General features: G+C 68.3%; 22 protein-coding genes. 5 read left to right on the forward strand and 17 right to left on the reverse strand.

The window, feature by feature from the left end; all coding sequences use genetic code 11:
• Nucleotides 1-111: 111 nt before the first annotated feature.
• Nucleotides 112-696 carry a CC0125/CC1285 family lipoprotein gene (locus ACG3SL_RS09290; protein WP_448664848.1) on the forward strand — a complete coding sequence of 195 codons (585 nt, stop codon included), beginning with the start codon at nucleotides 112-114 and terminating at the stop codon, nucleotides 694-696.
• Between the two features lie 124 nt (nucleotides 697-820).
• On the opposite strand, the gene secA is transcribed toward ACG3SL_RS09290, so the two are convergent.
• The 5 genes from secA to ACG3SL_RS09315 all read right to left on the reverse strand — a co-directional run bounded on the left by secA (nucleotide 821) and on the right by ACG3SL_RS09315 (nucleotide 5473).
• Nucleotides 821-3565: a preprotein translocase subunit SecA gene (gene secA, locus ACG3SL_RS09295; RefSeq protein ID WP_448664849.1), complete on the reverse strand. Its 2745-nt coding sequence runs from the start codon at nucleotides 3563-3565 to the stop codon at nucleotides 821-823.
• A gap of 112 nt (nucleotides 3566-3677) precedes the next feature.
• Nucleotides 3678-3938, reverse strand: a complete 261-nt coding sequence (locus tag ACG3SL_RS09300) for a hypothetical protein (protein WP_448664850.1) — start codon at nucleotides 3936-3938, stop codon at nucleotides 3678-3680.
• Between the two features lie 279 nt (nucleotides 3939-4217).
• Entirely contained in the window at nucleotides 4218-4808 is a 591-nt protein-coding gene (locus ACG3SL_RS09305) for an energy transducer TonB (RefSeq protein ID WP_448664851.1), read from the reverse strand.
• A gap of 67 nt (nucleotides 4809-4875) precedes the next feature.
• Nucleotides 4876-5277 carry a hypothetical protein gene (locus ACG3SL_RS09310; RefSeq protein ID WP_448664852.1) on the reverse strand — a complete coding sequence of 134 codons (402 nt, stop codon included), beginning with the start codon at nucleotides 5275-5277 and terminating at the stop codon, nucleotides 4876-4878.
• Nucleotides 5270-5473 carry a helix-turn-helix transcriptional regulator gene (locus ACG3SL_RS09315; protein ID WP_448664853.1) on the reverse strand — a complete coding sequence of 68 codons (204 nt, stop codon included), beginning with the start codon at nucleotides 5471-5473 and terminating at the stop codon, nucleotides 5270-5272. Before ACG3SL_RS09315 ends, ACG3SL_RS09310 begins: the two co-directional genes overlap by 8 nt.
• 165 nt (nucleotides 5474-5638) lie before the next feature.
• Between ACG3SL_RS09315 and argJ the strand changes: the two genes are divergently transcribed.
• Both argJ and ACG3SL_RS09325 read left to right on the forward strand, forming a co-directional pair.
• A complete protein-coding gene (argJ, locus tag ACG3SL_RS09320) occupies nucleotides 5639-6865 on the forward strand; it encodes a bifunctional glutamate N-acetyltransferase/amino-acid acetyltransferase ArgJ (protein ID WP_448664854.1) in 1227 nt (408 codons plus the stop codon).
• A 5-nt stretch (nucleotides 6866-6870) separates the two neighbouring features.
• Entirely contained in the window at nucleotides 6871-7482 is a 612-nt protein-coding gene (locus ACG3SL_RS09325) for a glutathione S-transferase family protein (RefSeq protein ID WP_448664855.1), read from the forward strand.
• A 20-nt stretch (nucleotides 7483-7502) separates the two neighbouring features.
• Here the strand turns inward: ACG3SL_RS09325 and ACG3SL_RS09330 are convergent, their stop codons facing one another.
• The 11 genes from ACG3SL_RS09330 to ahcY all read right to left on the reverse strand — a co-directional run bounded on the left by ACG3SL_RS09330 (nucleotide 7503) and on the right by ahcY (nucleotide 22140).
• Nucleotides 7503-7940 (reverse strand): hypothetical protein, encoded by a 438-nt coding sequence (locus ACG3SL_RS09330; RefSeq protein WP_448664856.1) that lies wholly within the window; start codon nucleotides 7938-7940, stop codon nucleotides 7503-7505.
• Nucleotides 7941-8059: 119 nt separating this feature from the next.
• Entirely contained in the window at nucleotides 8060-8380 is a 321-nt protein-coding gene (trxA, locus tag ACG3SL_RS09335; protein ID WP_448664857.1) for a thioredoxin, read from the reverse strand.
• Nucleotides 8381-8431: 51 nt separating this feature from the next.
• Nucleotides 8432-11857, reverse strand: coding sequence for a double-strand break repair helicase AddA (gene addA, locus ACG3SL_RS09340; protein WP_448664858.1), 3426 nt, complete (start codon nucleotides 11855-11857; stop codon nucleotides 8432-8434).
• A gap of 335 nt (nucleotides 11858-12192) precedes the next feature.
• Entirely contained in the window at nucleotides 12193-15126 is a 2934-nt protein-coding gene (addB, locus tag ACG3SL_RS09345; RefSeq protein WP_448664859.1) for a double-strand break repair protein AddB, read from the reverse strand.
• Nucleotides 15127-15351: 225 nt separating this feature from the next.
• Nucleotides 15352-16104: a nucleotidyltransferase family protein gene (locus ACG3SL_RS09350; RefSeq protein ID WP_448664860.1), complete on the reverse strand. Its 753-nt coding sequence runs from the start codon at nucleotides 16102-16104 to the stop codon at nucleotides 15352-15354.
• The gene (locus ACG3SL_RS09355) at nucleotides 16101-17075 is read right to left on the reverse strand and encodes an aminoglycoside phosphotransferase family protein (protein ID WP_448665103.1); all 975 of its coding nucleotides are present in this window, start codon (nucleotides 17073-17075) and stop codon (nucleotides 16101-16103) included. The genes ACG3SL_RS09350 and ACG3SL_RS09355 overlap by 4 nt, the downstream gene beginning before the upstream one ends.
• Entirely contained in the window at nucleotides 17072-17515 is a 444-nt protein-coding gene (tsaE, locus tag ACG3SL_RS09360) for a tRNA (adenosine(37)-N6)-threonylcarbamoyltransferase complex ATPase subunit type 1 TsaE (RefSeq protein ID WP_448664861.1), read from the reverse strand. Before tsaE ends, ACG3SL_RS09355 begins: the two co-directional genes overlap by 4 nt.
• A 119-nt stretch (nucleotides 17516-17634) precedes the next feature.
• Nucleotides 17635-19974, reverse strand: coding sequence for an ATP-binding protein (locus tag ACG3SL_RS09365; RefSeq protein WP_448664862.1), 2340 nt, complete (start codon nucleotides 19972-19974; stop codon nucleotides 17635-17637).
• Nucleotides 19975-20065: 91 nt separating this feature from the next.
• Entirely contained in the window at nucleotides 20066-20323 is a 258-nt protein-coding gene (locus tag ACG3SL_RS09370) for a hypothetical protein (protein ID WP_448664863.1), read from the reverse strand.
• Between the two features lie 6 nt (nucleotides 20324-20329).
• The gene (locus ACG3SL_RS09375) at nucleotides 20330-20602 is read right to left on the reverse strand and encodes a hypothetical protein (protein WP_448664864.1); all 273 of its coding nucleotides are present in this window, start codon (nucleotides 20600-20602) and stop codon (nucleotides 20330-20332) included.
• Between the two features lie 122 nt (nucleotides 20603-20724).
• Nucleotides 20725-22140, reverse strand: a complete 1416-nt coding sequence (gene ahcY, locus ACG3SL_RS09380; RefSeq protein WP_448664865.1) for an adenosylhomocysteinase — start codon at nucleotides 22138-22140, stop codon at nucleotides 20725-20727.
• A gap of 260 nt (nucleotides 22141-22400) precedes the next feature.
• Between ahcY and ACG3SL_RS09385 the strand changes: the two genes are divergently transcribed.
• Nucleotides 22401-22904 carry a hypothetical protein gene (locus ACG3SL_RS09385; RefSeq protein WP_448664866.1) on the forward strand — a complete coding sequence of 168 codons (504 nt, stop codon included), beginning with the start codon at nucleotides 22401-22403 and terminating at the stop codon, nucleotides 22902-22904.
• Between the two features lie 10 nt (nucleotides 22905-22914).
• On the opposite strand, the gene ACG3SL_RS09390 is transcribed toward ACG3SL_RS09385, so the two are convergent.
• Entirely contained in the window at nucleotides 22915-24969 is a 2055-nt protein-coding gene (locus tag ACG3SL_RS09390; protein ID WP_448664867.1) for a M13 family metallopeptidase, read from the reverse strand.
• Nucleotides 24970-25109: 140 nt separating this feature from the next.
• Here ACG3SL_RS09390 and ACG3SL_RS09395 point away from each other — a divergent pair, with 140 nt between their 5' ends.
• Entirely contained in the window at nucleotides 25110-26711 is a 1602-nt protein-coding gene (locus ACG3SL_RS09395; protein WP_448664868.1) for a carboxyl transferase domain-containing protein, read from the forward strand.

The following is a 26711-nucleotide window of genomic DNA, read 5'->3' on the forward strand; positions in this document are numbered from 1 at the left end:
AATCGTACACCGGGCACAGTTCGACGCGGCCCGGCGCGGGACATAAAGCCCCCCGCGCGCGTTCGTCCAGCGATCGGCATCCCGCCCCTCGCCCAATTTATCGGAGGAACCATGTTTAAAGGCACCCTGATGCGCCCCGGCCTGGCGGCGTTGGCTGCCGCGCTGGCACTTGGCGGCTGCATGACCGCCACGCCGTACAAGCCCGCCACCGGCGTGGGCGAGTATCGCACAGGCTATTCCGACGAGCAGATCGAAAGCAATCGCTTCCGCGTCAGCTTCGCCGGCAACAGCCTGACTGCGCGTGAAACCGTCGAGCGCTATCTGCTCTATCGCGCCGCCGAACTGACGCTGCAGAGCGGGTTCGACCATTTCGTGCTCGTCACCCGCGATACCGAGAAGCGCAGCGAAACCTACAGCACCCCCGGCGCTTGGGGCGGTGCGGGCCCGTGGGGCTATTGGAGCCCGTACTGGCGCTATTACCGCCCGCAGTTCGGCTGGCGCAGCTGGGACCCGTTCTATGACGATCCCTTCTGGCGCTCGCGCGATTTCGACTACCGCACCGTCAACCGGTATGAAGCGATGGCCGAGATCGTGATGGGCAAGGGCCCCAAGCCCGCCGACAATCTCCGCGCGTTCGATGCGCATGAAGTGGTCGAGCGGCTGGGCAAGCAGATCCAGATGCCCACCACGCGCTGACCCGTTCCCCCGCGAAAGCGGGGGGCCAGGGCCCCCGGGCACCCCGCCTGGATCGCACAGACAAAAAGGGCCGCCGGTGCATCCCACCGGCGGCCCTTTCTGCGTCTGGCCCAGTGCGTCCGGCTTACGCCGTCAGCGCCCCGTGGCAGTGCTTGTACTTGCGCCCCGAACCGCACGGGCACGGCGCGTTGCGGCTGACCACGCCGTCCCACAGCGCAGGGTCGGTGCCCAGATCCTCGCCGCTCGGCTGGGGAATGCCCAGCTGCGGCAGGCGCGTGGTGATGAGCCCCGCGGCGCCGGCGTCGTAATCATAGGTATCGTCCTCGCCGGTCAGCGGGTCGATATGCGTCGTCAGGAAGTCCGGCAGTTCGGGAAGCGCAGGCGCCTCCTCCATGCGGAACTGCGCGAACGCCAGCGTGCGGGTCACGTCCTCGCGGATGCTGGTCAGCATCCGTTCGAACAGCGCGAACGCCTCGTGCTTATACTCGTTGAGCGGCGTCTTCTGCGCATAGGCGCGCAGGTGGATCACCTGGCGCAGCGCGTCGAGCATCGCCAGATGCTCCTTCCAGTGATGGTCGAGGTTCTGGAGCAGGATCGACTTCTCGATCTGAGTCCAGGTCTCGGGCTCCAGATCAGTCGCCTTGGACTGGATCAGCGCATCGGCGGCGTCGCGGACGCGCTCTTCCACCATTTCGGGCTCGATCGCTTCCTCGTCCTTGATCCACTGATCGATCGGCAGGTCGACGCCCAGCGTCGCCATCACCTTTTCCTTCAGCGTCGCGACGTCCCACTGCTCGGGATAGCTGTTGGGCGGGCACGCATCGCCGACGATCGCGTTGACGGTCTCGGCGCGCATGTCGACCACGACTTCGCCCACGGTGTCCGCATCCATGATGTCGGCGCGCTGCTCGTAAATGACCTTGCGCTGGTCGTTCATCACGTCGTCATATTCGACGACCTGCTTGCGGATGTCGTAGTTGCGCGCCTCGACCTTCTTCTGCGCGGTCTCGATCGCCTTGGTCAGCCACTTGCTGCCGATCGCCTCGCCATCCTCGATGTTCGACCGCATCATCTTGGCGAAGAGCGTGTTCGAGCCAAAGATGCGCAGCAGATCGTCGTCGAGGCTGAGGTAAAAGCGGCTCAGGCCCGGATCGCCCTGGCGGCCCGAACGGCCGCGCAGCTGGTTGTCGATGCGGCGGCTCTCGTGCCGCTCGGTGCCCAGCACGAACAGGCCGCCGGCTTCCTGCACGCGCGCTTTCTCGACGGCGATCTCGCGGCGGATCTGTTCGATCGCGGCGTCCTTTTCGGGGCCGTCCTCCATCCCGCTCAATTCGTCATGGACGCGGAATTCCAGGTTGCCGCCCAGTTGGATGTCGGTGCCGCGGCCCGCCATGTTGGTGGCGATCGTCACGGCACCCAGCCGGCCCGCCTGCGCCACGATATGCGCTTCCATCTCGTGGTGGCGTGCGTTCAGCACGGCGTGCTCGACGCCTTCCTTGTGAAGGAATTCGGACAACAGCTCGGATTTCTCGATCGTCACCGTACCGACCAGCACCGGCTGGCCGTTCGCCGAATGCGCGCGGATCTTCTTGGCGATCGCGGCGAACTTTTCCTCGGTCGTCTTGTAGAACTCGTCTTCCTCGTCGACGCGCTTGACCGGCAGGTTGGTCGGGATGGTGACGACGTTCATCTTGTAGATGTCGTAGAATTCCGCCGCCTCGGTCGCTGCCGTGCCGGTCATGCCCGACAGCTTGGGGTACATGCGGAAATAATTCTGGAAGGTGATGCTGGCGAGCGTCTGGTTCTCCGGCTCGATCTGCACACCTTCCTTGGCTTCCACGGCCTGGTGGAGCCCCTCGGACCAGCGGCGGCCGTCCATCATGCGACCGGTGAACTCGTCGATGATGACGATCTTGTCGTCCTTGACGATGTAATCGATGTCGCGCTTGAACATCACGTTCGCGCGCAGCGCCTGGTTCAGGTGGTGGACGACCTGGGTGTTCTCGAAATCATACAGGTTGGCGCCCACCAGGATGCCGGCTTCCTCCAGCATCCGCTCGACCTTCTCGGTGCCGTCCTCGGTCAGCACGACCGTGCGCTGCTTCTCGTCCTTGTCGTAATCCTTGGGGTCGAGCCGCTTCACGACCAGATCGACGCTCTTGTACAGTTCGCTGCGGTCGTCGGTCGGGCCCGAGATGATGAGCGGGGTGCGCGCCTCGTCGATCAGGATCGAGTCCACCTCGTCGACGATCGCGAAGTTGAAGGGCCGCTGCACCATCGATGCGCGGTCATACTTCATGTTGTCGCGCAGATAGTCGAAGCCGAACTCGTTGTTCGTGCCATAGGTGATGTCGGCGGCATAGGCGTCGCGGCGCTGCTGGTCGGTCAGGTTGGGAACGATCGTCCCCGTGGTCAGCCCCAGGAAGCGATAGACCCGGCCCATCCAGTCGGCGTCGCGCGCCGCCAGGTAATCGTTGACGGTGACGACGTGCACGCCGTCGCCCGGCAGGGCGTTGAGGTAGGTCGCCAGCGTCGCGACCAGCGTCTTGCCCTCGCCCGTGCGCATCTCGGCGATTTCGCCGCGATGGAGGACGATGCCACCGATCATCTGCACGTCGTAATGCCGCTGGCCCAGCACGCGCTTCGCAGCTTCGCGCACCGTGGCGAAGGCTTCGGGCAGCAGGCTGTCGAGCTTCTCGCCGTTCGCCAGCGCCTCGCGGAACTTGATCGTCTGCGCCGCGAGCTGATCGTCGGACATCGCGGAGATCGTGGGTTCGAACCCATTGATCTTCTGGACGATCGTGCCGAGCGACTTGACGTAGCGCTCGTTGGAGGAACCGAAAAAGGTCTTGGCCAGGCCGCCGAACATGGGAGTTTCCTGTCGTATCTGGATGGGTGTCGATACGGGCGCGCCGATGCGGCCGGCGCCCGCGTGAAGCGAAATCAGGAGAAGCACGGCCGCCGAACGGGCCGCGCAGGGCTTATTCCAGCCGGCGCTCGAACGGCAGGCGGGTGGCGAGCAGCGCGGCAAAGTCGGGCAGCGCCCACATCTGCGCAGCGCCGGCATAGCCGATCGCGGCGACCCCAACGGGCAGCGCCCGCCGCGCGGGCAGCACCGCCGCCTGCGCACCTTCGGCAGCACGGACAACCGCCACGCCCTGCACCTGCCGCACCGCACCCTCGCCCACACCGACGCCGGTGAGGCTCGCGAACAACGCAGTCAGGAGAAGCAGCAGTTCCAAGCCGTGGGTTCTCGCCAGAAATGCGCCGCACGATGGATGCGGGCGCTCCAGTGCGTGACATAGGTACTCGCGGCGCGCTAGTCCAACCCAAATCCGCGCCGAACGGAAAAGCTACCCGATTTCAAAGGCGACAACGGCCGTTGCGGTGTCGGGTTGCGCGAGTCCGTTGGTCGGGAGCGGCGGCTTTTCCAACCCCCACCCGAACTGCCGCCGATTGCTGAACGCACGCTGCTTACGCACCCCCGGCGACATGTCCAGTCGCAACCGCCCCAATCGCGCTCAGGGCAACTCCCAGCGGAAGCGACTGCTGTACGTCGCCGGTATCGCCCGGCCTTGCGCATCGCGCGCCGGCTGGAATCGCGCGCGGGCGACAAGCAGCCGGCAAGACTGCGCGTCTAGCAACGGCACGCCGCTGGTTGTCGTGACTTCGCATCCCTTAGGCCGCCCGTCCGTTCCAATACTCAGCCGAAAGCCGACCACGCCCTGTTGCCCTGCCCGGATCGCCCCCGCCGGATAGTCGTCGTTGGTCACCCACGCGCCCGGGCTCTCGGCGGGCTGGAGCGGGGCATTTGGCGGGCCAATCGTCGGCGGTGCGGGCGGCTCGGGGAGTGTACGTGCGACCGGCGGTTGGGGAAAGTCGGCTTCCTTCGTAAACGCACCCGCGATCTGCGTGACTATCGGCATCGCCCGGTTCAGGATCAGCCACGCGCCTGCGAACAGCGCAACGCCGAGCATCAGCACCGCCGTGATGATGACGACCGTGCGGAGCACCACGCCGTCGCCGGTGAAGCGTGGCTGCGGACGATGTGCAAACTGCCTCACCACCCCCGGCGCTGGCGCGCTGTGCTTCACCGCATCGACTTCATCCATATACGCCCCCGGGCGCGCCAGACATGTTCGACCGCGCCTGCCGATCCTCCGCCTCGGACCGAAAAGGTCAACCCCGCACGCGCTGCACCACCCAGGTGACCGCTCCCGCCGCGAGGCTGATCCAGAAGATAATCATCGCCGGGTTGTGCAACCCGAACACCGGCGCCGCGAGCATCACCAGCACGGTGGCGAACAGGCTGGTAAAGCCCATCGCGGCGGCGGCGTGGATCGCGCGCTGCCGCTCGACTTCGTCGGTCTGGCGCCACAACACCAGTCCGCCGACGAAGATCACCCCGGCATAGACCAGCGACAGCAGGAATTTCACCAGCGCCGCATCGGGCCCCGGCGCCACCAGCTTCGGCGCGAACACGCCGAACGCGATTGCCGCCACGATCATCGCCACGCGGATCGTCCGGCGCCGCCGGTCGCGCGCGCTCAGGCGGCGCTCGCCCCAATTGCTGTCAGTCATGTCCCTGCTCGTCATCGAAAATCTCCTCGATTGGCAGCGCGAACAGCCGCGCGATGCGGAAGGCGAGCGGGAGCGAGGGGTCGAACTTCCCCGTCTCCACGGCATTGATCGCCTGGCGTGACACGTCGAGCCTCCCCGCCAGTTCCGCCTGGCTCCAATTGCGTTCGGCGCGCAGCACCTTGAGCCGATTCTTCATCGCCTCGCTCCTTCCGTCGTCAGGCAAACACGACTCACTGTCAGGTTTGCATGACAAAACTGCGCCGTGTAAGCGCCCATGTCAACTACACCTGACAAAATATCAGCTTCACCTGTCGTCTGCGCCCTCTTTCCCTCCCCGCGCCGCGCGCCTATTCCGGCCGCCATGTCGACGACACGCTCCCCGCTCGCCCTGCCCTTCCCCACGCTGCCCGCGATTGCCGGCGTGACGCCGCATGTCGCGCGCGCGCACTACAAGAATTGGGATCGCTGCGACCTCACCTTCGTCACGCTCGCGCCGGGCACCACGGTCGCGGGCGTACTGACGCAGAGCAAATGCCCCTCGCCCGAAGTCGAATGGTGCCGCCGCGCGCTGGTGCTGGGGCAGGCGCGCGCGCTGGTGGTGAATGCGGGCAACAGCAACGCCTTTACCGGCAATCGCGGGCGCGCCGCCGTGGAGGCCATCGCCGCGCGCGCTGCCGGGCGGATCGGGTGCGAGCCCTCCGACGTGTTCGTCGCGTCCACCGGCGTGATCGGCGTGCCGCTGCCGATCGACAAGGCCGAGGCAGGGCTCGACGCCGCCTTTGCCGCCGAACCCTGCGACTGGGAAGCCGCCGCCGCCACCATCATGACCACCGACACCTTTACCAAGGGTGCGGCGACGCAGGCCGTGGTCGGCGGGCGCACGGTCAATCTGGTCGGCATCATCAAGGGGTCGGGGATGATCGCGCCCGACATGGCGACGATGCTCGGCTTCATCTTCACCGACGCCGCCGTCGATCCGGCCTTTCTCCAGAGCGCGCTGGCGCATGCCAATAACCGCACCTTCTCGTGCATCACCGTTGATGGCGACACGTCGACCAGCGACACCGTGCTCGCCTTTGCCACCGGAGCGGCCGGCAATGCCCCGATCGCCAGCGCCGAGGATGACGGCGCCGACGCCTTCTTCGCCGCGCTTGCCGATCTGTGCCACCAGCTCGCGCTGCTCGTCGTGCGCGATGGCGAGGGTGCGCAGAAGCTCATCGAAATCACCGTCGAGGGCGCCGAGAGCGACCGCAGCGCGCATGTGATCGCCATGTCGATCGCCAATTCACCGCTGGTGAAGACCGCAATCGCGGGCGAGGACGCCAATTGGGGCCGCGTCGTCATGGCGGTCGGCAAGGCGGGCGAACCCGCCGAGCGCGACAAGCTCGCGATCCGCTTCGGCACCACCCAGGTCGCACAGGGCGGGCTCGCAGTAGAGGGCTATGACGAGGCCCCCGTCGCCGCGCATCTGAAGGGCCAGGAAATCGAGATCGGCGTCGATCTGGGGCTGGGCGAAGGCCGCGCCACGGTTTGGACGTGCGACCTCACGCATGGCTATATCTCGATCAACGCTGATTACCGGAGCTGAGCGCGATGCTGACGATCTGGGGCCGCCTCAACTCGCATAACGTCAAGAAAGTCGCGTGGCTCGCGCACGAACTGGGCATTCCGCATGTCCGCCACGATGTCGGCGGCGCGTTCGGCATGGATGCGGACTATCTGGCGAAGAACCCCAATGCGCTGATCCCGACGATCGAGGATGATGGCTTCGTGCTATGGGAATCCAACGCGATCCTGCGCTACCTCGCCGGGAAATATGGCGGCGAGGCCTTCTGGCCCGCCGATCCCGCCGCGCGCGCGGTGGCGGATCGCTGGATGGACTGGCAGTTCAGCTTCGCCGATGCCCAGCGCGACGCCTTCGTCCAGCTGATCCGCACCCCCGAGGATCGGCGCGATGCGGCGGCGGTGGCACGCTCGGCCAGCGTCTGCGCGGATCGGATGACGGTGCTGGAACGCTATCTGGGCGAAACGCCGTGGCTGTCGGGCTCGGCGTTCGGGCTCGGCGACATTCCGATGGGCGTCTATGCCCACACCTGGTTCACGCTACCGATCGAACGCCCGGCACTGCCCCATGTCGAGCAGTGGTACGCCCGCCTGCGCGAACGCCCCGGCTATGCCAGCCAGGTGATGATCCCGCTGACCTGACGAACGACGCGCGACGCTGGTCACTCGGCCGGCGGGTACGGCCCCAGGTCCTCGATCGAGCGAAGCTCATCCACCAGCACCATCCCGGCGAACATGCCGAAATGCCCATAGCCTAATCCGGGCGGTCGCTTCCCATCCGCCGCTTCCCGGCCAAGGAAGCGGACGCGATAGACCTGCGAGTCCTTCGGGGCCCAGTGCGCAGGCAGCTTGCTGGTGGCGTCCGTCTCGAACCAGACCCCGCCGCCGTGCTCCGGGGCTGGCAAGTCGGCCGCAGACCGCGCGCCATCGAAATATTCCGAGCCCTCGAATGCCGAGATCCAAAGGCCCGAAAATTCACGCTGGGGCGAAAAAGCGACACATTCTCGATCCGGGCGGGATACGACGCTGCCATCCTTCTCTACAGAGGGGCACCGGCGAAGCTGCGCCTTGAAGCTCGCCGGAACATCGTCGCGCGCCAACAAGGCGCGTTCCATCTCGGCAACGCTATGCGATGTCGGGGTCTGGCGGGACGGCTGCTGCGCCCCGCACGCGCCGAGGCAGGCGAGGAGCGCCAGCGCCCCCGCCTGCCTCGCGGAGATCAGATCTCGCGCTCGATCCACTGCTTGATCGCGTTCTTCGGCATCGCGCCCACCTGGGTCGCGGCCTGCTGGCCGTTCTTGAACAGGATCATCGTCGGGATGCCGCGCACGCCATACTTGGTCGGCGCATCGGGGTTCGCGTCGATGTCGAGCTTCACGATCCGCACCTTGTCGCCCAGCTCGGATGCCAGTTCCTCCAGCGCCGGCGCGATCATGCGGCACGGCCCGCACCATTCGGCCCAGAAATCGACCAGCACCGGCGTGTCGGAGTTGAGAACGTCGGTTTCAAAGCTTGCGTCGGTGGTCGCCACGGTGGCCATTCAAATTCTCCTTATCGGTTGGGCCCTATCTATGGTCGCAGGGGCCCCGGCTCAAGCGGGCAGCGGCAAGCTTTGCTCCGAAGGGGGCAAGTCCGGCTTGTGCGCCGCCAGCAGCGCGGGCGGCAGGACGTGGAGCACCGGCCCGGCGGCGTAGAGCAGCGCGGCTTCGACGGTGCGCCCCGGAAAGATCACTTCCAGCGCGGCGGCATAGGCGGCCATCTGGCGCAGGTGATATTCGGGGATGGCGTCCAGCGTGCGCGGGGCGCGGCGTCCGGTCTTGAAATCGACCACGCGCACGCGATCCGCCTCCACCACCAGCCGATCGACCGTGCCCGAGACCACGATGCCGCCGACCACTGCGGCGATCGGCGCCTCGGCCAGCGAATCCGCTCCGAACAGCGCGGCAAAGCGCGGGTCTTCGGTCACTGCCAGCGCGGCGGCCACCAGCGCCTCGCGCTCCCCGGCATCGGCAACACCGCCCGACGCCTCCAGCCAGCGCGCCGCCGCCGCCGCACGCGCATCGGGCGCAACCTGCGGAAGCCGCTCGAACAGGCCGTGGAGCAGCCGCCCACGCTCGGCGGCAGCCCGCATCGCCGGGTTGGGCGGCGGATCGGCGACGCTATCATCGCCCAACGCGGAGGGTGCCAGCGGACGCGGCGGACGCGCCTCTTCGGGGGCGGGCTGGCTGGCCCAGTCGGGCAGCACGGCGACCGGGGCCGCAACCTCCGTCGCGCGCGCCTTTGCCGCCACCGGCGCGGTCACCGCCGTGCCCATAAAGCGCCGCGCGCCCTCGCCCGCCGGAACCTCCAGCGCATCGAACGCGCGGGCACAGGCCGCGTACCAGCTATTCTCCGGCGGCACGCCCTTGGCCATCGGCCCCAGCGCGCCTGCGATCACCAGTTGCTCCTCGGCGCGCGTCGCGGCGACGTAGAACAGCCGCCAATGCTCCTGCAATTCGCGGGCATCGACGGCCGCGACCACGTCGTCCAGCGCCCCGCCCCGCTCGGCGGCACGCGGGCGAAAGATCGGAAAGGCCGGGCCGTCATGCCCCTCGGGCGCCCAGAGCAGGAAATCGCGCGGGCTGCGCGTCGGGTCCACGGTCGCGTCGGCCAGGATCACCAGCGGCGCCTGGAGCCCCTTGGCGCCATGCGCGGTCATCACCCGCACCGCCCCCGCAGGCTGCGCCGCATCGCGCACGATCTCGACATCGCCGCGATCGAACCAGTCGAGGAATCGCTGGAGCGAGGGCGTCGCCACGCTTTCGAAATTAAGTGCGGCGTTGACCAGTTCCTCGATCGGATCGCGCGCCTCCTCGCCCAGCCGGTGGAGCAGCTTGCGCCGTCCCCGCATCGGCCCCGACAGGATCTCCTCCAGGAACCGATGCGGCGTCGCAATGTCGGCGCGGCGCAGCAGCGTGAACAGCGGCGCCAGCCGTTCCTCGCTCTGCGTCGCGCGCAGATGCCGCCACAGCCCGCCGCGATCGCGCACGGCGGCCGCCATCAATTCGTCCTGGCTCCACCCGATCAGCGGCGAGACCAGCAGCGACGCGAGCGACAGGTCATCCTCCGGCTGCAACGCAAAGCGCATCGCCGCCAGCAGGTCCTGCACCGCCAGCGGCGCGTTCAGCCGCAGCCGGTCGACTCCCGCCACGGGCACCCCCTCGGCATAGAGCCGCGCGACGATCAGCGAGGCCAGCTCGCCGCGCCGCTTGACCAGGATCATCACATCCTCGGGCGCGAGCGGGCGTCCCTTGCTCTCCAGCATCAGCCCCTGGTCGAGCCAGGCCCGGATCGCGCGGGCAATGTCGCCCGCCAGTTTCCGGGTGGCGTCGCCCACCCATTCCTCTTCCTCCGCCTCGGTCCCGCCCTCGGCGGTGACGGGCCACAGCGTCACGCTGCCCGGCCCCGGCACTTCGCTGGCGTGCGGCTCCAGATCGGTGAGCGCCCCCATCCCCGGCACCGGCAACGCGCCCAGCGCGGCATCGACAAACTCCAGCACGGGTCGGGTCGAACGAAAGCTGTGCGTCAGCGACAGCGGCTCCAGCTCGGCCGCCGCGACATCGAACTCGGGCCGGATGCGCGACAGGCCTAGAAACCGCTCGAACGCCGCGCGGAAATAAATCGGATCGGTGCCCTGAAACCCGAAGATCGCCTGTTTATAGTCTCCCACGGTGAACAGCGTGCGCACCATCTCGCCGCGCGCGCCCTCTCCGGCGAAGAACTCGTCGGCGATGGCGCTGACGATCGCCCATTGCTGCGGATTGGTGTCCTGTGCCTCGTCGATCAGCACATGCTCGGTCACCTGATCGAGCTTGAAGCGCACCCATTCGCCCATGCCGGGCTGGCCCAGCAGCTCGACGGTGCGGCGGATCAGGTCGTTGAAGTCCACCGCCCCCACCCGGCGCTTGGCGTGCGCATAGGTCCGGGCATAGGTCCGCCCCGCCTCCAGCCCGCGCGCGAGCAGGTCCGCAAACGCCGCCTGCACGCGCATCCCCACCAGCGCGGCACAGCGTTCGTAGAGCCGCATCGCCGCCTCGGCATAGCCCGGCTCCTGCGGCGCCTGCCCCTTGCCGAAGGATCGCGGCTCGCCCTTGGCGGTGGCCCATACGCCGTGCAGCTCGCCCAGCCGCAGCGCGCGCCTGGCGGGCGAGAGCGTCAGCCACATCGCGATTTCCTCGGCGCGGGCGAGCCCCGACTTCGTCCCCCAGTCGGCATTCATCCGCGCCACCATCCGCAGCGCGGCGATGTCGAACGCGTCGTCGCTGCACGCCGCCTCGATCGCCTCGGCGATGTCGCCGCTCGGCAGCACCATTTCGCGGCGCACGAAGGGCTGGATACCGATGGGCAGCGCGTCCATCGCCTCGGCGGCATGGGCGCATGCCTTCAGGAAAGCCTCGGCCTTGCCCTCTCCCAGCCGCAGGCTCAGCGCGCCGACCGCGTCGATCAGGGTGCCGCGCCCCTCGCGCTCGGCATCGACCAGCATCTCGGCCAGCGCCTCGCGCGCCAGCACGGCCTCCTCGCGCTGGTCGAGCGGGCGGAAGCCGGGGACCAGCCCCGCCTCGACCGGAAAGGCGGCGAGCAGCGACTGGCAGAAGCTGTGGATCGTCTGGATGCGGATGCCCCCGCCCGGCGCGTCGAGCACCTTGGCGAACAGCGTGCGTGCCCGCGCCCGGCCCTCAGGCGAAATACTCTCGCCCAGCGCGGTCAGGTCGGCGACCAGCTCCGCGTCGCTCGCGCGCACCCACCGCGCCAGCCGCCCGGTGATCCGCTCCGACATTTCCGCCGCGCCCGCCTTGGTAAAGGTCAGGCACAGGATCGCGCCGGGATCGGTCCCGGCGAGCAACAGCCGCCACACGCGCGCGGCCAGCACCTGCGTCTTGCCCGTGCCCGCCGATGCCGACAGCCACACATGCCGCGTCGGATCGCTGGCGCGCTTCTGATTCCCCTTGAGCGCATGGAGCGCACGCACTTCAGCCATTCTGCGCGCTCCCATGTTCCTGCGGCCACGCGTTCCCCTGCGCCCATCCGTTCCCCTGCGAAAGCAGGGGCCCAGAGTCGCGAGCGAACGCCCTGTGTCCCTGGGCTCCTGCGTTCGCAGGAGCACAAGGCGTGGCAGGAGCGCGAGTGCCCCCCTCCGTCACGGCCACAGCATTCGTCGCGGCGCATCCCCGCGCCCTGTAGCTTTCCCATGCTCCCCTGCACACACTCGTTCCCCTGCGAAAGCAGGGGCCCAGAGTCTCGAGCGACCGGGCCATAACGCTGGGCGCCTGCCTTCGCAGGCGCACAAGGGGGTGCAGGAAAGCGATTGCCCCCTCAATCACGGCCATACCATTCATCGCGGCGCATCAACTGGTCATACTCGGCATAGGGGGCGTAATCGGGGTGGAGCTTGGCGGTGAAGGGTTCGTCGCCCGTCAGCCACATTCGCGCCGCCCCCTCGAACTGTTCGACCGCACGGTCGATGAATTCGTCGGCGGGCAGATGGTCGCGCCGCTTCGGGTCGCACGGGCTCTCGACATAGCCGAATCCGCCGCGCGTGTTGCGCGACAGCGACCAATACTCGAACGCCGTCGCCCGGCCCTGAACCCCGTCGAACCCGCCCCGCTCGGCGATAAGCCCCAGCAAGCCCAGCTGGAGGCTGAACCCCTCGCGCACCGCCGCCAGGCTGGGCGGCTTGCCGGTCTTGTAGTCCACGATCGCCAGGCCACCATCGGCCAGCCGGTCCACGCGATCGAACGTCCCGCTCAGCTCGACGCCGTCGAACGGGATCACCCCGCGCGTCTCGACCGCGATCACCCGGCGCGCCGGATCGGCGGCGATCTGCGCAGCGATCCAGTCGATCGCCTCCATCAGTCGCGGCTGCCACAGCGCACGCATCATCGGGTGCGTTCGCTCGTCGGCCAGCATCGCCTCGGCGCGGGGGCGGAGCAATTCGGCCGCACACCCGTCCTGCTCGAACCAGCGCTGAAGCACGTCATGCACTGCCGTCCCCCGCCACGCCGCGCTGGGATCGGCATCGACGGGATCGAGCGGCATCAGCCGCAGCATCCGCCGTGCGTAAAAGGCATAGGGATCGGCCTTCAAACGATCGACTTCGGTGACCGAAATCGCCTTGGGCCGGGCATGGACCGGCGGCGCGGGCGCAGGCCGCTCGGCGGGGCTATGGGTGCCGCCATCGTCCACGGCCCGCAGCCATGCGGCAAGCTCGCCCGCCCGCTCCAGCCCGCCCGACAGCGCCTCCAGCCGCAGCCAGAAGCGCGACGCAATCGTCGGCGCGCTGGCGTCGCGGCGGGCGCGGGTCAGCAGAACGCGCGGCGCGCCCAGCGCGCTGGCAAGGTCGTGCGCCGACAGTCCGATCCGCCGCTCCAGCCCCGGCAGGCCCAGCTCGGCGCGAATGCGCGGCGCCAGCCACGGATCGGGCGCGGGCAGCCCCGGCCACACGCCTTCGTTCAGCCCGCCCAGGATCATCAGGTCGGCGGTCTGCAACCGCGCCTCCAGCAGCCCCAGGATCGCCAGCCTCGGGTGCCCGCCCTGCGGCGGGCGCACCGCAGTCTCCGCCATCAGCGTGCGCAGCATCGGCGCCAGCGCCTCGGGCTCCGCCAGCGCCGGGCCGTGCACGGCCTCGCGTTCCAGCGCGTCGAGCAGATCCGCCGCCGCGCGGCCATCGGCGCGGCTCCACAGCGCGTCGCCACCCAGCGCCTGCGCCACCTCGCGCAGCGCCGTCACCAGCGCCGTCAAGGGCGCGGGGCCACCGGCAAACAGCGCCTCGATCGGTGCCAGCAGCGCCCGCGCATTCGGCCACCAGCGCTCGGCGGCGGCGCGCAAATGCCCCTCGCGCCCGGTCTGTTCTGCAAGATGCCGGTCGATCCCGCCCAGTCCCGGCGCCGGTCGCGGCCCTCGCAGCGCGCGGTCGAGCGTGCGCGCGCCCTCCAGCCATTCCAGCCGCCCCTCGGGCATCACCAGCGGATGCTTTAGCAACGTCAGCAGCGGCAGCGGGGCAAAGCCCTGCGCGGCAGCGTCGGCGATGGCCAGCAGCAGCGTACCCGGCGGCAGCATCGATAGCGGCTGCCCCGCCGAATCGTCGATGGGCAGCCCCCAGCGCGCGCAATGCGCCGCCACGCGCCGCGCCAGCACGCGATCGGGCGTCACCAGCGCCGCCGTCCGCCCCGGCGTCTCCAGCGCCTCGCGCAGCGCCAGAGCGATCGCCTGTGCCTCCTCGGCGGGAGTCGCGACGTCGAGCGCGCGCACCCCGTCCAGCCGCCGTTCGGCGGCGGGCAGCGCGGTCCAGCCATGGGTCAGCTCGGGCGGGGCCATGGCGGAGGCAATCGCCTTGCTCCGCGCCGGCGGCGCATCATGGTCGCTGGCGACGCGCCAGGGCTCGAACTCGCTGCGGTGCACGCCCATCCGGTCGAGCAGCAGCTTCAGGTGATATTGCGGGTGCGTCTCGATGTTGCGGCGCCGGCGCCCGGTGACGGGATCGGGCTTGTGCGGCCCCAGCAAATCCCATTCGGCGTCGCTGATCGTGGTCGACAGCCCCGGCAGCACCACCATGCCCTGCGGGAGCAGGGCCACGGTGCGCAACAGCCGGGCGATGGCCGGGGCAGAGCCGGTGACGCCCGCCGCGCACACGAACCCGCCCGGCGGCGTCGCTTCCCAGCGCAGCCGCAGCCGGTCGATCAGCCGGGTCCGCCGCTCGACCAAGTCCACCCGGCCTAGCCGCGCCAGTTCCGCCGGCCATTGTTCCAGCACGATCTCGAACAGCGCCAGCGATCGTTCCCAATGCTGCGACAGCTCCTGCGCCATCTCCAGCTCGCGCAGCGCGCGCGGCGGCACTTCCTCGACCAGCAGCTGGTCCAGCGTGTTGCCCAGCTCGCCCGCCAGCCGCACCGCCTCCGCCGCATCCACCGGCGCCCCCGCCGCCTGGATCAGCCGCGCCAGGATCATGCGGCGCTGAAGCGGATCGACCGCCGGCGGCACCGGCTCGGCGGTCGCGACGTCGAACACCGCCTCGTCCAGCTCGGGATCGCCCACCGCGGCCAGCCGGGGCAACAGCAACCCGCCCCCGCTCGCGCGCACGAACGCTTCCTGGATCGCCCGCTTGGCGCGGTTGTTGGGCACCAGCACCAGCCCGCGCGCCAGCTTGAGCGGATCGCCGCCAAAGCGTCGCTTCAGCCCGATCGCCAGCGCATCGGCAAAGGCGCGGTGCGGGGGGATGGTGTAAAGGTGGGGGCGTGTCGGGCTGGTCAATCTCTGCTCTTTCCCATGCCCGCAAAGGCGCGGCGGAGATGAATGGGTGTGCGCCACCCTATCCCCAAACCTCCGTCATGCTGAACTTGTTTCAGCATCCATTGCGCCACAAGCAACGGCGACGCGGGCGGAGGGTTGGATGCTGAAACAAGTTCAGCATGACGACGAAAGACGTTGATCGATGCTCAAAATCCTCCCTCGCCAGGGGGAGGATAGTTGCTCGCCTCACATCTCCGCCAGCACCACCTCCGCCGCGCCGATCGCGGGCGGGCTGCCGATGTCGAACCACAGCCCCTGATGGACCACGGCGTAGAGGCGCCCCGCCTCCATCGCGCGCGTCCAGAACAAATTGGTCGAAAACGCCCCCTCGGGCCAGTCGCGGATCACGCGCGGCGACAGGATCTGCACGCCGGTATAGACGAATGGCGCCATCCGCCCCGGCTTGCGCCGCTCGGTGATACGGCCGAACGGATCGACCTTGAAATCGCCGTTGCCGCCATGGCCATAGGCGCGCGCCAACGGCACGACGAGCAGCAGCGCGTCCATCCGGTCGTCGTCCCAATGCGCCGCCAGCTGGCGGATCGCGTCGCTCGGCCCGTCGATCCACAGATTGTCGCTGTTGACGCACAGGAACGGCTTGTCGCCGATCAGATCGCGCGCCTGCACCAGCCCACCGCCGGTTTCCATCAGCTGCTTGCGCTCGTCGGAAATGACCAGCTCCATGTCCTTCACCCGCGCGCGCAGATGCGCCTCGAGCTGGTCGGCCAGGTAATGGACGTTGACGATCGTGCGCTTGACGCCCGCGCTGCGCAGCCGGTCGAACACATGATCGATCAGCGGCTTGCCCGCCACTTCGACCAGCGGCTTGGGCCGCGTCGCGGTCAGCGGGCGCATGCGCTTGCCAAGGCCGGCGGCCATCACCATCGCGGTTTCGGGGACCGCCGCATCGGGCTGCGGCCGGATCGAATAGGTCGTCATTCGCCGAGGATCGCCATGGGGTCGCCGCGCATGTCGGCGGGGATGTTCGCATCGAACCAGTCGGCGACCGGCTTCAGCGCAGGGTGCTTCAGGTCGCGTTCCAGATAGCCCCAGACGCGCGGGCACAGCCCCGGATAGCGCGGCTTGCCATCGCGCTTCCACAGCCGCGTGAAGATGCCGACGATCTTCGCGTTCCGCTGCGCGCCCAGCACGTGATATGCCGCGTCGAACGCGTCGCCCTCGCCCGTGATGCGGCGATAGCGGTCGAGCATCGCGACCTCGAGCGCGGGCGCGACGTCGCGCCGCGCGTCCTGCAACAGCGAGACGAGGTCATAAGCGGGGTGCCCCGCCAGCGCGTCCTGGAAATCGAGCAGCCCCAAGCTCTCGCTGCCCTCTATCAGCATGATGTTCTCGGCGTGGTAATCGCGCAGCACCGTGACGGGCGTATGACCGTCCAGCACCGGCGCCAGTACCGCGTCCCACGCATCGGCATAGCCCTGCGCATCGACGTCGAGCCCCAGCGCCGGGCAATACCATTCGGGGAGCAAACCCGCCTCACGCTGATACTCGGCCAGCGTATAGGGTTTCACGTCCGCCGCCGGATGCCCATGCAACCGCACCAGCAGGTCCACTGCCGCCTCGTACAGCCGCAGCTCGCTTTCGGGCGCGGCATCGGCGGTCTCGCGCAGCCGGGCGTCGCCGAAATCCTGGAGCAGCACCAGCCCCTCTGCCAGATCCTCGTGCAGGATCGCCGGCGCGGCAAAGCCCCGCTCGACCAGCCAGCGCGCGATGGCGATGAACGGGCGCGGGTCTTCGTGCGGGGGCGGCGCGTCCATCAGGATCGCACTGCGATCATGGTGGACGACGCGGAAATAGCGGCGGAACGACGCATCGCCGGCGAGCGGCCGGATCTCGGCACCCTCCCACCCGGCGGCAATCAGGAAGTCCATCGCCGCGGCGGGCGGATTCATATCAAGGGCCATCGGTCCTTCCATGGCGCGGGCACCTTGGCTGTCAAGCGGCGCGCGCCGTCCGGCGTCACTTCCAGGGTGATCCACAGCGCATCGGCCCACCATGCGTCGCCCAGCCGCTCGGGCCATTCGACGATCAGCAGCGAATCGGCCCGCGCATCCTCCAGCCCCAGTTCCTCGGCTTCTTGCGGGTCGTCGATTCGGTACAGGTCGACATGCAGCACCGGAAACCGCACTTCGGGCGGGTCATAGGGCTGGACGATCGCAAAGCTCGGGCTCGGCGCCTCGCCCGCCAGCCCCAGCGCCGCCAGCAGCCCGCGCGCAATGCTGGTCTTGCCCGCGCCCAGGTCCCCCGACAGCGCAATGACATCGCCCGGTTGCACCACGGCGGCCAGCCGCTCGCCCAGCGCATGCGAGTCCTGCGGAGACTCAAGCCGCATCATTTCCTCCCCGGCACGGGGAGGGGGACCATGCGCAGCATGGTGGAGGGGCCCCACCCCACGCGCCCCGCACGTGGAGTCCCCCGCGCCTCTCCCGGCAAAAAATGCCGATTTCCCCCTCACCCACGCGGCAGCTCCACCGTCACCAGCGTCCCCGCGCCCGGCTCGGACAACAGCGCGATGCGCCCGCCATGCGCCTCGACGAACTGCTTCGCCAGCGGCAGCCCCAGCCCCAGCGCGCGCTCGGCGCTGCGCGAGATGCCGTGCTGGGCAAAGCGGTCGAACGCCTTCGCCGCCTGGCCGGCGGACATGCCGGGGCCGTTGTCGGACACGATCACCCGCGCGGTCTGCGCATTGCCGTCGAGGTGCAGCAGCACGCGCCCCTGTTCGGGGGTATTGGCAATGGCATGGCGCAACAGATGCTCGATCACTTCGCGCAGCCGCTTGCGGTCGCCCGATACGATGCCGGCGGTGCCGGTATCCTCGACCACCAGTTCGATCGCCTTGGCCCGGGCGGCGTGCGCCACGGCTTCGGCCGCCCCCTGTGCCACCATTTCCAGGTCGACCGCCGCGCGTTCCAGCGGCGCGCCCTCGCTCTGGGTCAGGTCGAGCACGTCGTCGATCAGATTGCCCAGCCGGTCGACCGAGAGCAGGATCGCCTCGGCATATTCCACGCCGCTCTCGCTCAGCGGCCCGGCAAAGCCGCCGTGCAGCATCTCCGTAAACCCCTTGATCGAGGTCAGCGGGGTGCGCAGCTCATAGCTCATATTCGCGACAAAGCTGGTCTTGACCCGATCCGCCGCCTCCAGCGCCTCGTTCCGATCGCGCAGCGCACGCTCGGCGCGGTGATGGTCGGTGGTGTCCAGCATCGTCACCAGCGCGTTGCCGTCGGGCAGCGGCACGGCGGTGATGTCGAAATGCCGCCCATCGGCAAAGGCGACGCTCGATCCGCGCGATTGCCGATCCTTCGCCGCCAGCCGCACCAGATCGCCGATCACTTCGGCGCGCGCGGGGTTGCTGAAGCGCGGTCCCGCCGCCTTGACCAGATTGGCAATCTGCGGATGCCCGTCGAGGAACCCGTCGTCAAAGCCCCACACCTGCCGGAACTTGCGGTTCCACAGCTGCAACCGCCCCTTGCCGAACACCGCCACGGCTTCGGCCAGGCTCTCCAGCGTTGCGGTGCGGACCTGCTGCATCTCGCCATGCTCGCGCTGCAACTCGAACTGCTGGGTACGATCCTCGAAGATCAGCAACAGCCCGCCTTCGGGCAGCGGCTGGGCGACCACGCGCAGGTGCGTGCCGCCCACCGTCCAGGTCTCCTCGACCGCTTCGGGGGCAGTGAACCACTCGCGGCGCTCGCCCTTCCATGCCGGGAAATCGCGCACTTCGGGCAGCCGGTTCGCCTCGCGCATCCGGTCGAGCACCCGATCGAACTCGGGCCGGTCGGCCAGCCATTCGGTCTTCATCGCGAACATGCGGCGAAACGGCTGGTTGCAGAACGCCAGGCTGCGATCCGACGCGAACTGCGCCACGCCGGACGAGAGCCGGTCGAGCATCGCCCGCTGCGCCTCGCCGAAGCGCTTCATCCCGCCGCGCAGCTGCTCCAGTTCCTCGATGTCCACGGCAAAGCCCGCCACGCCGCCGGTGGGCAGCGGAATATCGTGCAGCCGCAGCATCCGCCGCGCGCCGCCGATCGTGGCGGGCATCGTCGCGATCTGGGGCGATCCGGTGTCGCGCGCGATCGCGGCGTTGGCCAGCGGCCCGCCCAGCCCGGCGCCCTCGACCAGCTCGATCCCGCGCTCGACCACCTGCTCGCCGTCGCCGCCCTCCACCGCCTCGACATAAGCGGAGTTGACCATCAGCAGCCGCAGGTCCGATCCGCGATACCACATCGGCATCGGCGCCGCCTCGATCAGCGCGGTCAGCGCGTCGAACGCCGCGCGCAGCCGCGCCCCCTCGCGCCCAAGCCGGGTGATCTCGGCCTCGCTCTCGGTTTCGTCGAGGAACCACAGCACGACGCCACCGGGCGCGCGCACCGCGTCCGCCGCCTTTTCGCCGCGCACCAGCAATGCGCGCTCGGAACCCTGCACCGCCACCGATAGCGCGAACGGCCGCCCCGCCTTTTGCGCCGCCGCGACATGCGCCGCCAGCGCCTCGGCATCCTGCGGCGCCAGCCCAACCCCGGCACCGCACAGCTCGGTCAGTTCGCGCGGCAATGCCTCCAGCCCCAGCCAGTCCGCCAACCGGCGCGGCACTTCCACGCGGCCATCGGCGCGCACCACCATCGCCTGTGCCGGCGATCCGCCGACCAGCGCCGTCAGCCGGGCATTGTCGTCGACAAACGCCGCCGCCGCCGCCCGCGCCGTCAGCCCAAGGTACAGCGCCCAGGTTGCGCCGAAGACGAGCAGCGCCATAACGGCGCCCGCCAGCACCGCCGCAGACTGTGAAATCTCGATCAAGCCGCCCACGCGCGGCCGTGCTGCACATCCATGCAGCACCTTTAGGGAATGCGCCGCCGATCGGAAAGCCGCTTGGTGCCGGTGCGCCCAGTCAGCGCGTGCGGGATCGCCGCAGCAACCGACCCAGCAACGGCGCGGGCCGCGCCCGGCCCTTGTCGCGCGCGCGATCCTTTGCAGCGCTGTCGGAATGGGTGGGCATGCCCTCCACGGGATCGTGCGACAAATGAAGCATCAGCCTGCTTATCTCGTCGTCCAGCCCGTCTTCCGCCACAGGCAGCGCGCGGCGCAATATCGCCTGCAACCGCGCCTGGGCGGAGTCCATTTCGGGATCGTCATCCTGCGTTTCCACGCCCCATCAACGCTCGAAGCCGGCATATTGCCGCCGCGCAGGCCGCGTCTCGGAAGCGAAAAACGCACTGGCCGCCGCATCGCCCGCAGGGGCTTCGACCGAAACGAATGCGTCCACGGCCCGCTCCGGCCCCGGCTCCCACGCAACGGTTGGCGCATGCCGATAAAATTCGAAGTCACCGGACTCGGCGAAGTTGGCGAGGCCAAGGCCGATCGCGCCGCCGACTCCGAAAATGGCCGCACCCGCCAGTCCCAGCTTGGCAATCACGTCGCCGCGCATCGCTCGTCTCCCTGTTACGGGCTCAAACGTTACGACGATCCCCCTGTTCCGCCAGCGCCCGACGCAAAAGGGGCCGCGCCTCCCGTGGAAGGCGCGGCCCCGAATATTGCGCTATCGCAGGATCAGTAGCGATAGTGATCCGGCTTGAACGGCCCTTCGACCGGCACGCCGATGTACGACGCCTGCTTTTCGCTCAGCTTCGACAGGTGGACGCCCAGCTTCTCCAGGTGGAGCGCGGCGACCTTCTCGTCGAGGTGCTTCGGCAGGACATACACTTCGTTCTTGTAGTTCTCGCCCTTGGTCCACAGCTCGATCTGCGCCAGCGTCTGGTTGGTGAAGCTGGCCGACATCACGAAGCTCGGGTGGCCGGTGGCGCAGCCCAGGTTCACCAGGCGGCCCTTGGCGAGCACGATGATCTGCTTGCCGTCGTCGAACTCGACCAGGTCGGTGCCCGGCTTCACTTCGGTCCACTTGTAGTTCGACAGCGCAGCGATCTGGATCTCGCTGTCGAAGTGGCCGATGTTGCACACGATCGACATCGGCTTCATCGCCTTCATGTGATCGGCGGTGATCACGTCGGCGTTGCCGGTCGCGGTCACGAAGATGTCGGCGCGCTTCACGGCCTCATCCATGGTGACGACCTCGAAGCCCTCCATCGCCGCCTGCAGCGCGCAGATCGGATCGATTTCGGTGACCATCACGCGGGCGCCGCCGTTGCGCAGCGACTGGGCCGAGCCCTTGCCCACGTCACCGAAGCCGGCGACGCATGCGACCTTGCCGGCCAGCATCACGTCGGTGGCGCGACGGATCGCGTCGACCAGCGATTCCTTGCAACCATAGAGGTTGTCGAACTTCGACTTGGTGACGCTGTCGTTGACGTTGATCGCCGGGAACGGCAGCTCGCCCTTCTTGGCGATCTCGTACAGGCGGTGGACGCCGGTGGTGGTCTCTTCCGAAACGCCCTTCAGGTTCTTGACCGTCTCGGTCAGATAGCCCGGATACTTGGCGATGAACGCCTTCAGCGCGCGCTGGAATTCGACTTCCTCGTCGTTCTCCGGCTCGCCCAGCGTCGCGCCGGCTTCGAGCTTGGCGCCCCACAGCGCGAACATCGTCGCGTCGCCGCCGTCGTCGAGGATGATGTTGGCGGTGGTGCCGTCACCATCGGCGCCCCAGTTGAAGATGTCGCCGACATAGTCCCAATATTCGGCCAGGCTCTCGCCCTTCACCGCGAACACCGGCACGCCGGTCGCGGCGATCGCAGCGGCGGCATGGTCCTGCGTCGAGAAGATGTTGCAGGTCGCCCAGCGGACCTGCGCGCCGAGCGCGGTCAGCGTCTCGATCAGCACCGCGGTCTGGATCGTCATGTGGAGCGAACCGGTGATGCGCGCGCCCTTGAGCGGCTGCGACGCGCCGAACTCGCTGCGCAGCGCCATCAGGCCGGGCATCTCGGTCTCGGCGATGTTGATCTCGGCGCGGCCGAAATCGGCCAGCCCGATGTCCTTGATCACATAATCCTTCTTGTCGAGCACGGTAGCCAAGACGCTTCTCCAGTTGAGCGAGATACAGGTGCGCACCGGACTCGCCGGCCGCGATTGGGCGCCCCTAGCCGGTTAGATGGGAGCGCGCAATCGAAATATAAAGATATCTTTATATGATGCCCATCACTGTCGTCCACACGACGAAATTTCGCGACGGCGCCATAATTCGACAGCATAATATAGACGATAGCGCGGCAGCATCCCCGACTTCTACGGAGGATCGGCGCGACGAAAGGACGATGATGGGCTTCTGGCGCATAATGGCATCGCTCGCGGCCCTTCTAGCCCCCATGCTCGCCCACGCCCAGTCGGAGGCCGGTGGCGCGGGCAAGATCTCCTCGATCGGATCGAGCGACGACACGCTGGCAAGCATGCGGCTGGAACTCGCGATCACCCAGTTCCGCAAGAGCAAGTGCTGGGATTTTGGCTGCCTCATCATCGTCAACGAGACCGACGGCTATGACGTGATCGCCTTCCACATCGCGACGCGCCCCGACACCGCGTCCGATTTCAGCCGCAACCGTTTCGAGGGCGCGCTGGCCCCGCACAAGGCCTCGCTCGCGGTCAAGACCGGCAACGCCGCCACCTGCGACATGCCGGTCCGCTTCGTACTGCGCCAGCAAAAGACGCACGAACGGATCACCCTCGATGGCCGCGCCAACCTGTGCGTCACGCCGCACAGCGATTCGATCGTCCATGTGAAGGTGCTGGAACCCAAGGTATCGATCGACCCCGATCCACCCCAGGCCCCGCCCGCGCACTGACCCAGCGCGCTCACCACACCTTCACGCGCTTGTCGGGCGCCAGGTACAGGCGCTGCCCCGGCTTGACCGCGAACGCATCATACCACCCGTCCAAGTTGCGCACCGTCTGCGCGCGGAAGCGGTCCGGCGCGTGGACATCGGTGGCGATGCGGGCGCGGATCGACTGCTCGCGGTTCTTCGCACGCCAGCTCTGGGCATAGGCAAGGAAGAAGCGCTGGTCGCCGGTCAGCCCGCCGATCACCGGCGCGGGCTTGCCGCCCAGCGAGGCGCGATACGCCTCGTACGACGCCGTCAGCCCGGCGACATCGGCGATGTTCTCGCCCAGCGTCTGCTTGCCGTTGACGTTGAGCCCCGGCAGCACTTCATACGCATCATATTGCGCGATCAGCGCCGCGCCGGTCGCCTCGAACCGCGCCAGATCCTCCTTGGTCCACCAGTTGCGCAGCTTGCCCGTCGCATCGAAATCGGCGCCCAGATTGTCGAAGCTGTGGCTGATCTCATGCCCGATCGTCGCGCCGATCGAGCCATAGTTGGACGCCGGATCGGCGCCGGGATCGTAGAACGGCGCCTGGAGGATCGCGGCGGGGAAGTTCAGCGCGTTCTGGAGCGGCAGGTTGACCGCGTTCACGGTCTGCGGCGTCATCCACCATTCGCCGCGATCGACCGGCTTGCCGATCTTGCCGATCTGGTGGCGATATTCGGCCAGCTCGGCGCGGCGGAAATTGCCCACCGGATCGTCAGCCTTGATCTCCAGCCCGTCATAGCTGCGCCACGCCTCCGGATAGCCGACGCCGACGCGCATCGTCTCGATCTTCTTGCGCGCCTCGGCCTTGGTCGCGGGCGCCATCCACGCCAGCCCCGCCACGCGCTGGTCGAACGCGGTCAGGATGCCCTTCACCATCGCCTGGATATCGGTCTTGGACGATGCCGGGAAATAGTCCTTCACGTACAGCTGGCCCATCGCGTCGCCTAGCCAGACGTTGAGCGAGCCGATCGCCCGCTTGTCGCGCGGGCGCGGTTTCTGCGCGCCGCTCAGCGTCTTGTAGAAGTCGAAATGCGCCTGGTCGAACGCGGCGGGCAGCACGTCGCTCACCTGGTTCAGCCGGTGGAACATCAGCCAGTCCTGCCACGTCTCCAGCGGCTCGCCCGCCACCAGCTTGGCCAGCCCGGCGACCGCATTCGGCTGCCACACGATGAAATCCTGCTGGCTGCCCAGCCCCGCCGCCTGCCAGAACGCGTCCCAGTCGATACCCGGCGCGTTCCTGGCGAAATCGGCCTTGGTCCACGGATTGTCGGCCTTGTGCGCGTCCTGCGTGGTGACGATGTCGGCATGCGCCTGCGCGATCCGGCCCTCCAGCTCGAACACCCGCTCGGCCCGCGCATCGGGCTCGGTCACGTTGGCAAGGCTCAGCAGCTTGCCGACATAGGCCTTGTACTGGTCGCGGATCGCCTTCATCTCGGGCTTGGGCGACAGGTAATAATCGCGATCCGGCAGCCCCAGCCCGCCCTGGAGCAGATAGGGCACGGTCGTATCCGGCCGGTCCAGCGCCTGGCTGACGAACAGCCCGAACAGGTTCTCGGTCTCCAGGTTGGTCGCGTTGAGCGGATCGACATCGGCGCGCAGATTGGCGCCCAGCATCGTCGACAGCGCGACCTTGTCCTTCAGCGCCGCGATCGCGTCCATTTCCGCGCTCACCGGCGCCAGCCCGCGCGCCTCGATCGCGGCGGTGTCGGTATAGCCATTATACCAGTCGGCGATGCGGCGCGTGTCGGTGCCCGGCGCGGCATTGGCCTTCAGCGCGGCCTGGACGATCGCGACGTTGTTGGCCTCGGCCTTGTTGAACACCTCGAGGAACGACCCGGTGCCCGAACGATCCGCCGGGATCACCGCGCTCGCGCGCCAACCGCCATTGGCATATTCCTCGAAATCATCGCCCGGCTGGACCCGCTTGTTCAGCCCCGCCAGATCGACCCCGATGCCGTTGGCCTCGGTCGCCACCGTGGCGTTCCCGCCCGTCCCCTCCGGCGTGCATGCCGTCGTTGCGAGGAGTGCTGCAAGCAACATCGACCGAGTCTTCAAGGCGTCGTCTCCGGACCTGATTCACAAGCAGCACCGGCTACACCCGCCCGATAGCGCGCGCCAGTGCTTCCAAACTCCGCCTGCCGCGTCTAGGCATCGGAAAAGAAACGAGAGGATGGCAATTCATGAGCGCTCCCGTGCTCGACACCCGCATTTCGACCGAGAGCGAAGGCTTTCGCGCCAACGCCGCGCATAACCGCGCGCTGGCGGAGCGGCTGCGCGCCGATGTGGCGCAGGCGGCGCTGGGCGGCAGCGAAGCGTCGCGCGAGCGCCACGCCGCACGCGGCAAGCTGCTCCCGCGCGATCGCGTCGAGCGGCTGCTCGATCCCGGCGCGCCCTTGCTCGAAATCGGCCAGCTCGCGGCCAACGGGCTCTATGGCGACGAAGTGCCCGGCGCCGGGCTGATCGCGGGGATCGGCCGCGTTTCGGGCCGGATGGTGATGATCGTATGCAACGACGCCACGGTAAAGGGCGGCACCTATTACCCGATGACGGTCAAGAAGCATCTCCGCGCGCAGGAGATTGCCGAGGCCAATCGCCTGCCCTGCATCTACCTTGTCGACAGCGGCGGCGCCAACCTGCCGCACCAGGACGAGGTGTTCCCCGATCGCGACCATTTCGGCCGCATCTTCTTCAACCAGGCGAACATGTCGGCCAAGGGCATTCCCCAGATAGCCTGCGTGATGGGCAGCTGCACCGCCGGCGGCGCCTATGTGCCCGCCATGTCGGACGAGAGCATCATCGTGCGCAACCAGGGCACGATCTTCCTCGCCGGCCCGCCGCTGGTAAAGGCCGCGACCGGCGAAGTCATCAGCGCGGAGGCGCTGGGCGGCGGCGATCTCCATGCGCGCACCTCGGGCGTGGTCGATCACCTCGCCGAGAATGACGAGCATGCGCTGACGATCGTGCGCGACATCGTCAGCCACCTGCCCGCCGACAGCGTGCCCGACGTCAAGCTGCTCGATCCCCGCCCGCCCAAATACGCCGCCGAGGAACTGTACGGCATCGTGCCGCAGGACGTCCGCGCGCCCTATGACGTGCACGAAGTCATCGCCCGGCTGGTCGATGCGTCCGAATTCCACGAATTCAAGGCACTGTACGGCCCCAGCCTCGTCTGCGGTTTCGCGCATATCTGGGGGATGCCCGTCGGCATCATCGCCAATAACGGCATCCTGTTTTCCGAAAGCGCGCAAAAGGGCGCGCATTTCATCGAACTCGCCTGCCAGCGCCGCGTGCCTTTGCTGTTCCTCCAGAACATCTCGGGCTTCATGGTCGGCGGCAAGTATGAGGCGGAAGGCATTGCAAAACATGGCGCAAAGCTCGTCACCGCCGTCGCCACCGCGACGGTGCCCAAGCTGACCGTGCTGATCGGCGGCAGCTTCGGCGCCGGCAATTACGGCATGTGCGGCCGCGCCTATTCGCCCCGCTTCCTGTTCAGCTGGCCCAACAGCCGCATCTCGGTGATGGGCGGCGAACAGGCCGCAAGCGTGCTCGCCACCGTCCACCGCGACGCGGAAACCTGGACGCCGGACGAAGCCGAAGCCTTCAAGGCGCCGATCCGCCAGAAATACGAGGATGAGGGCAACCCCTGGCACGCGACTGCCCGGCTGTGGGACGACGGCATCATCGATCCGGCACAGACGCGCGACGTGCTGGGACTGGCACTGGCGGCGGCGCTGAACGCGCCGATCCCCGAGCGCCCGGCATTCGGCGTGTTCCGGATGTGA

The sequence above is a fragment of the Sphingomonas degradans genome, from assembly GCF_053502645.1.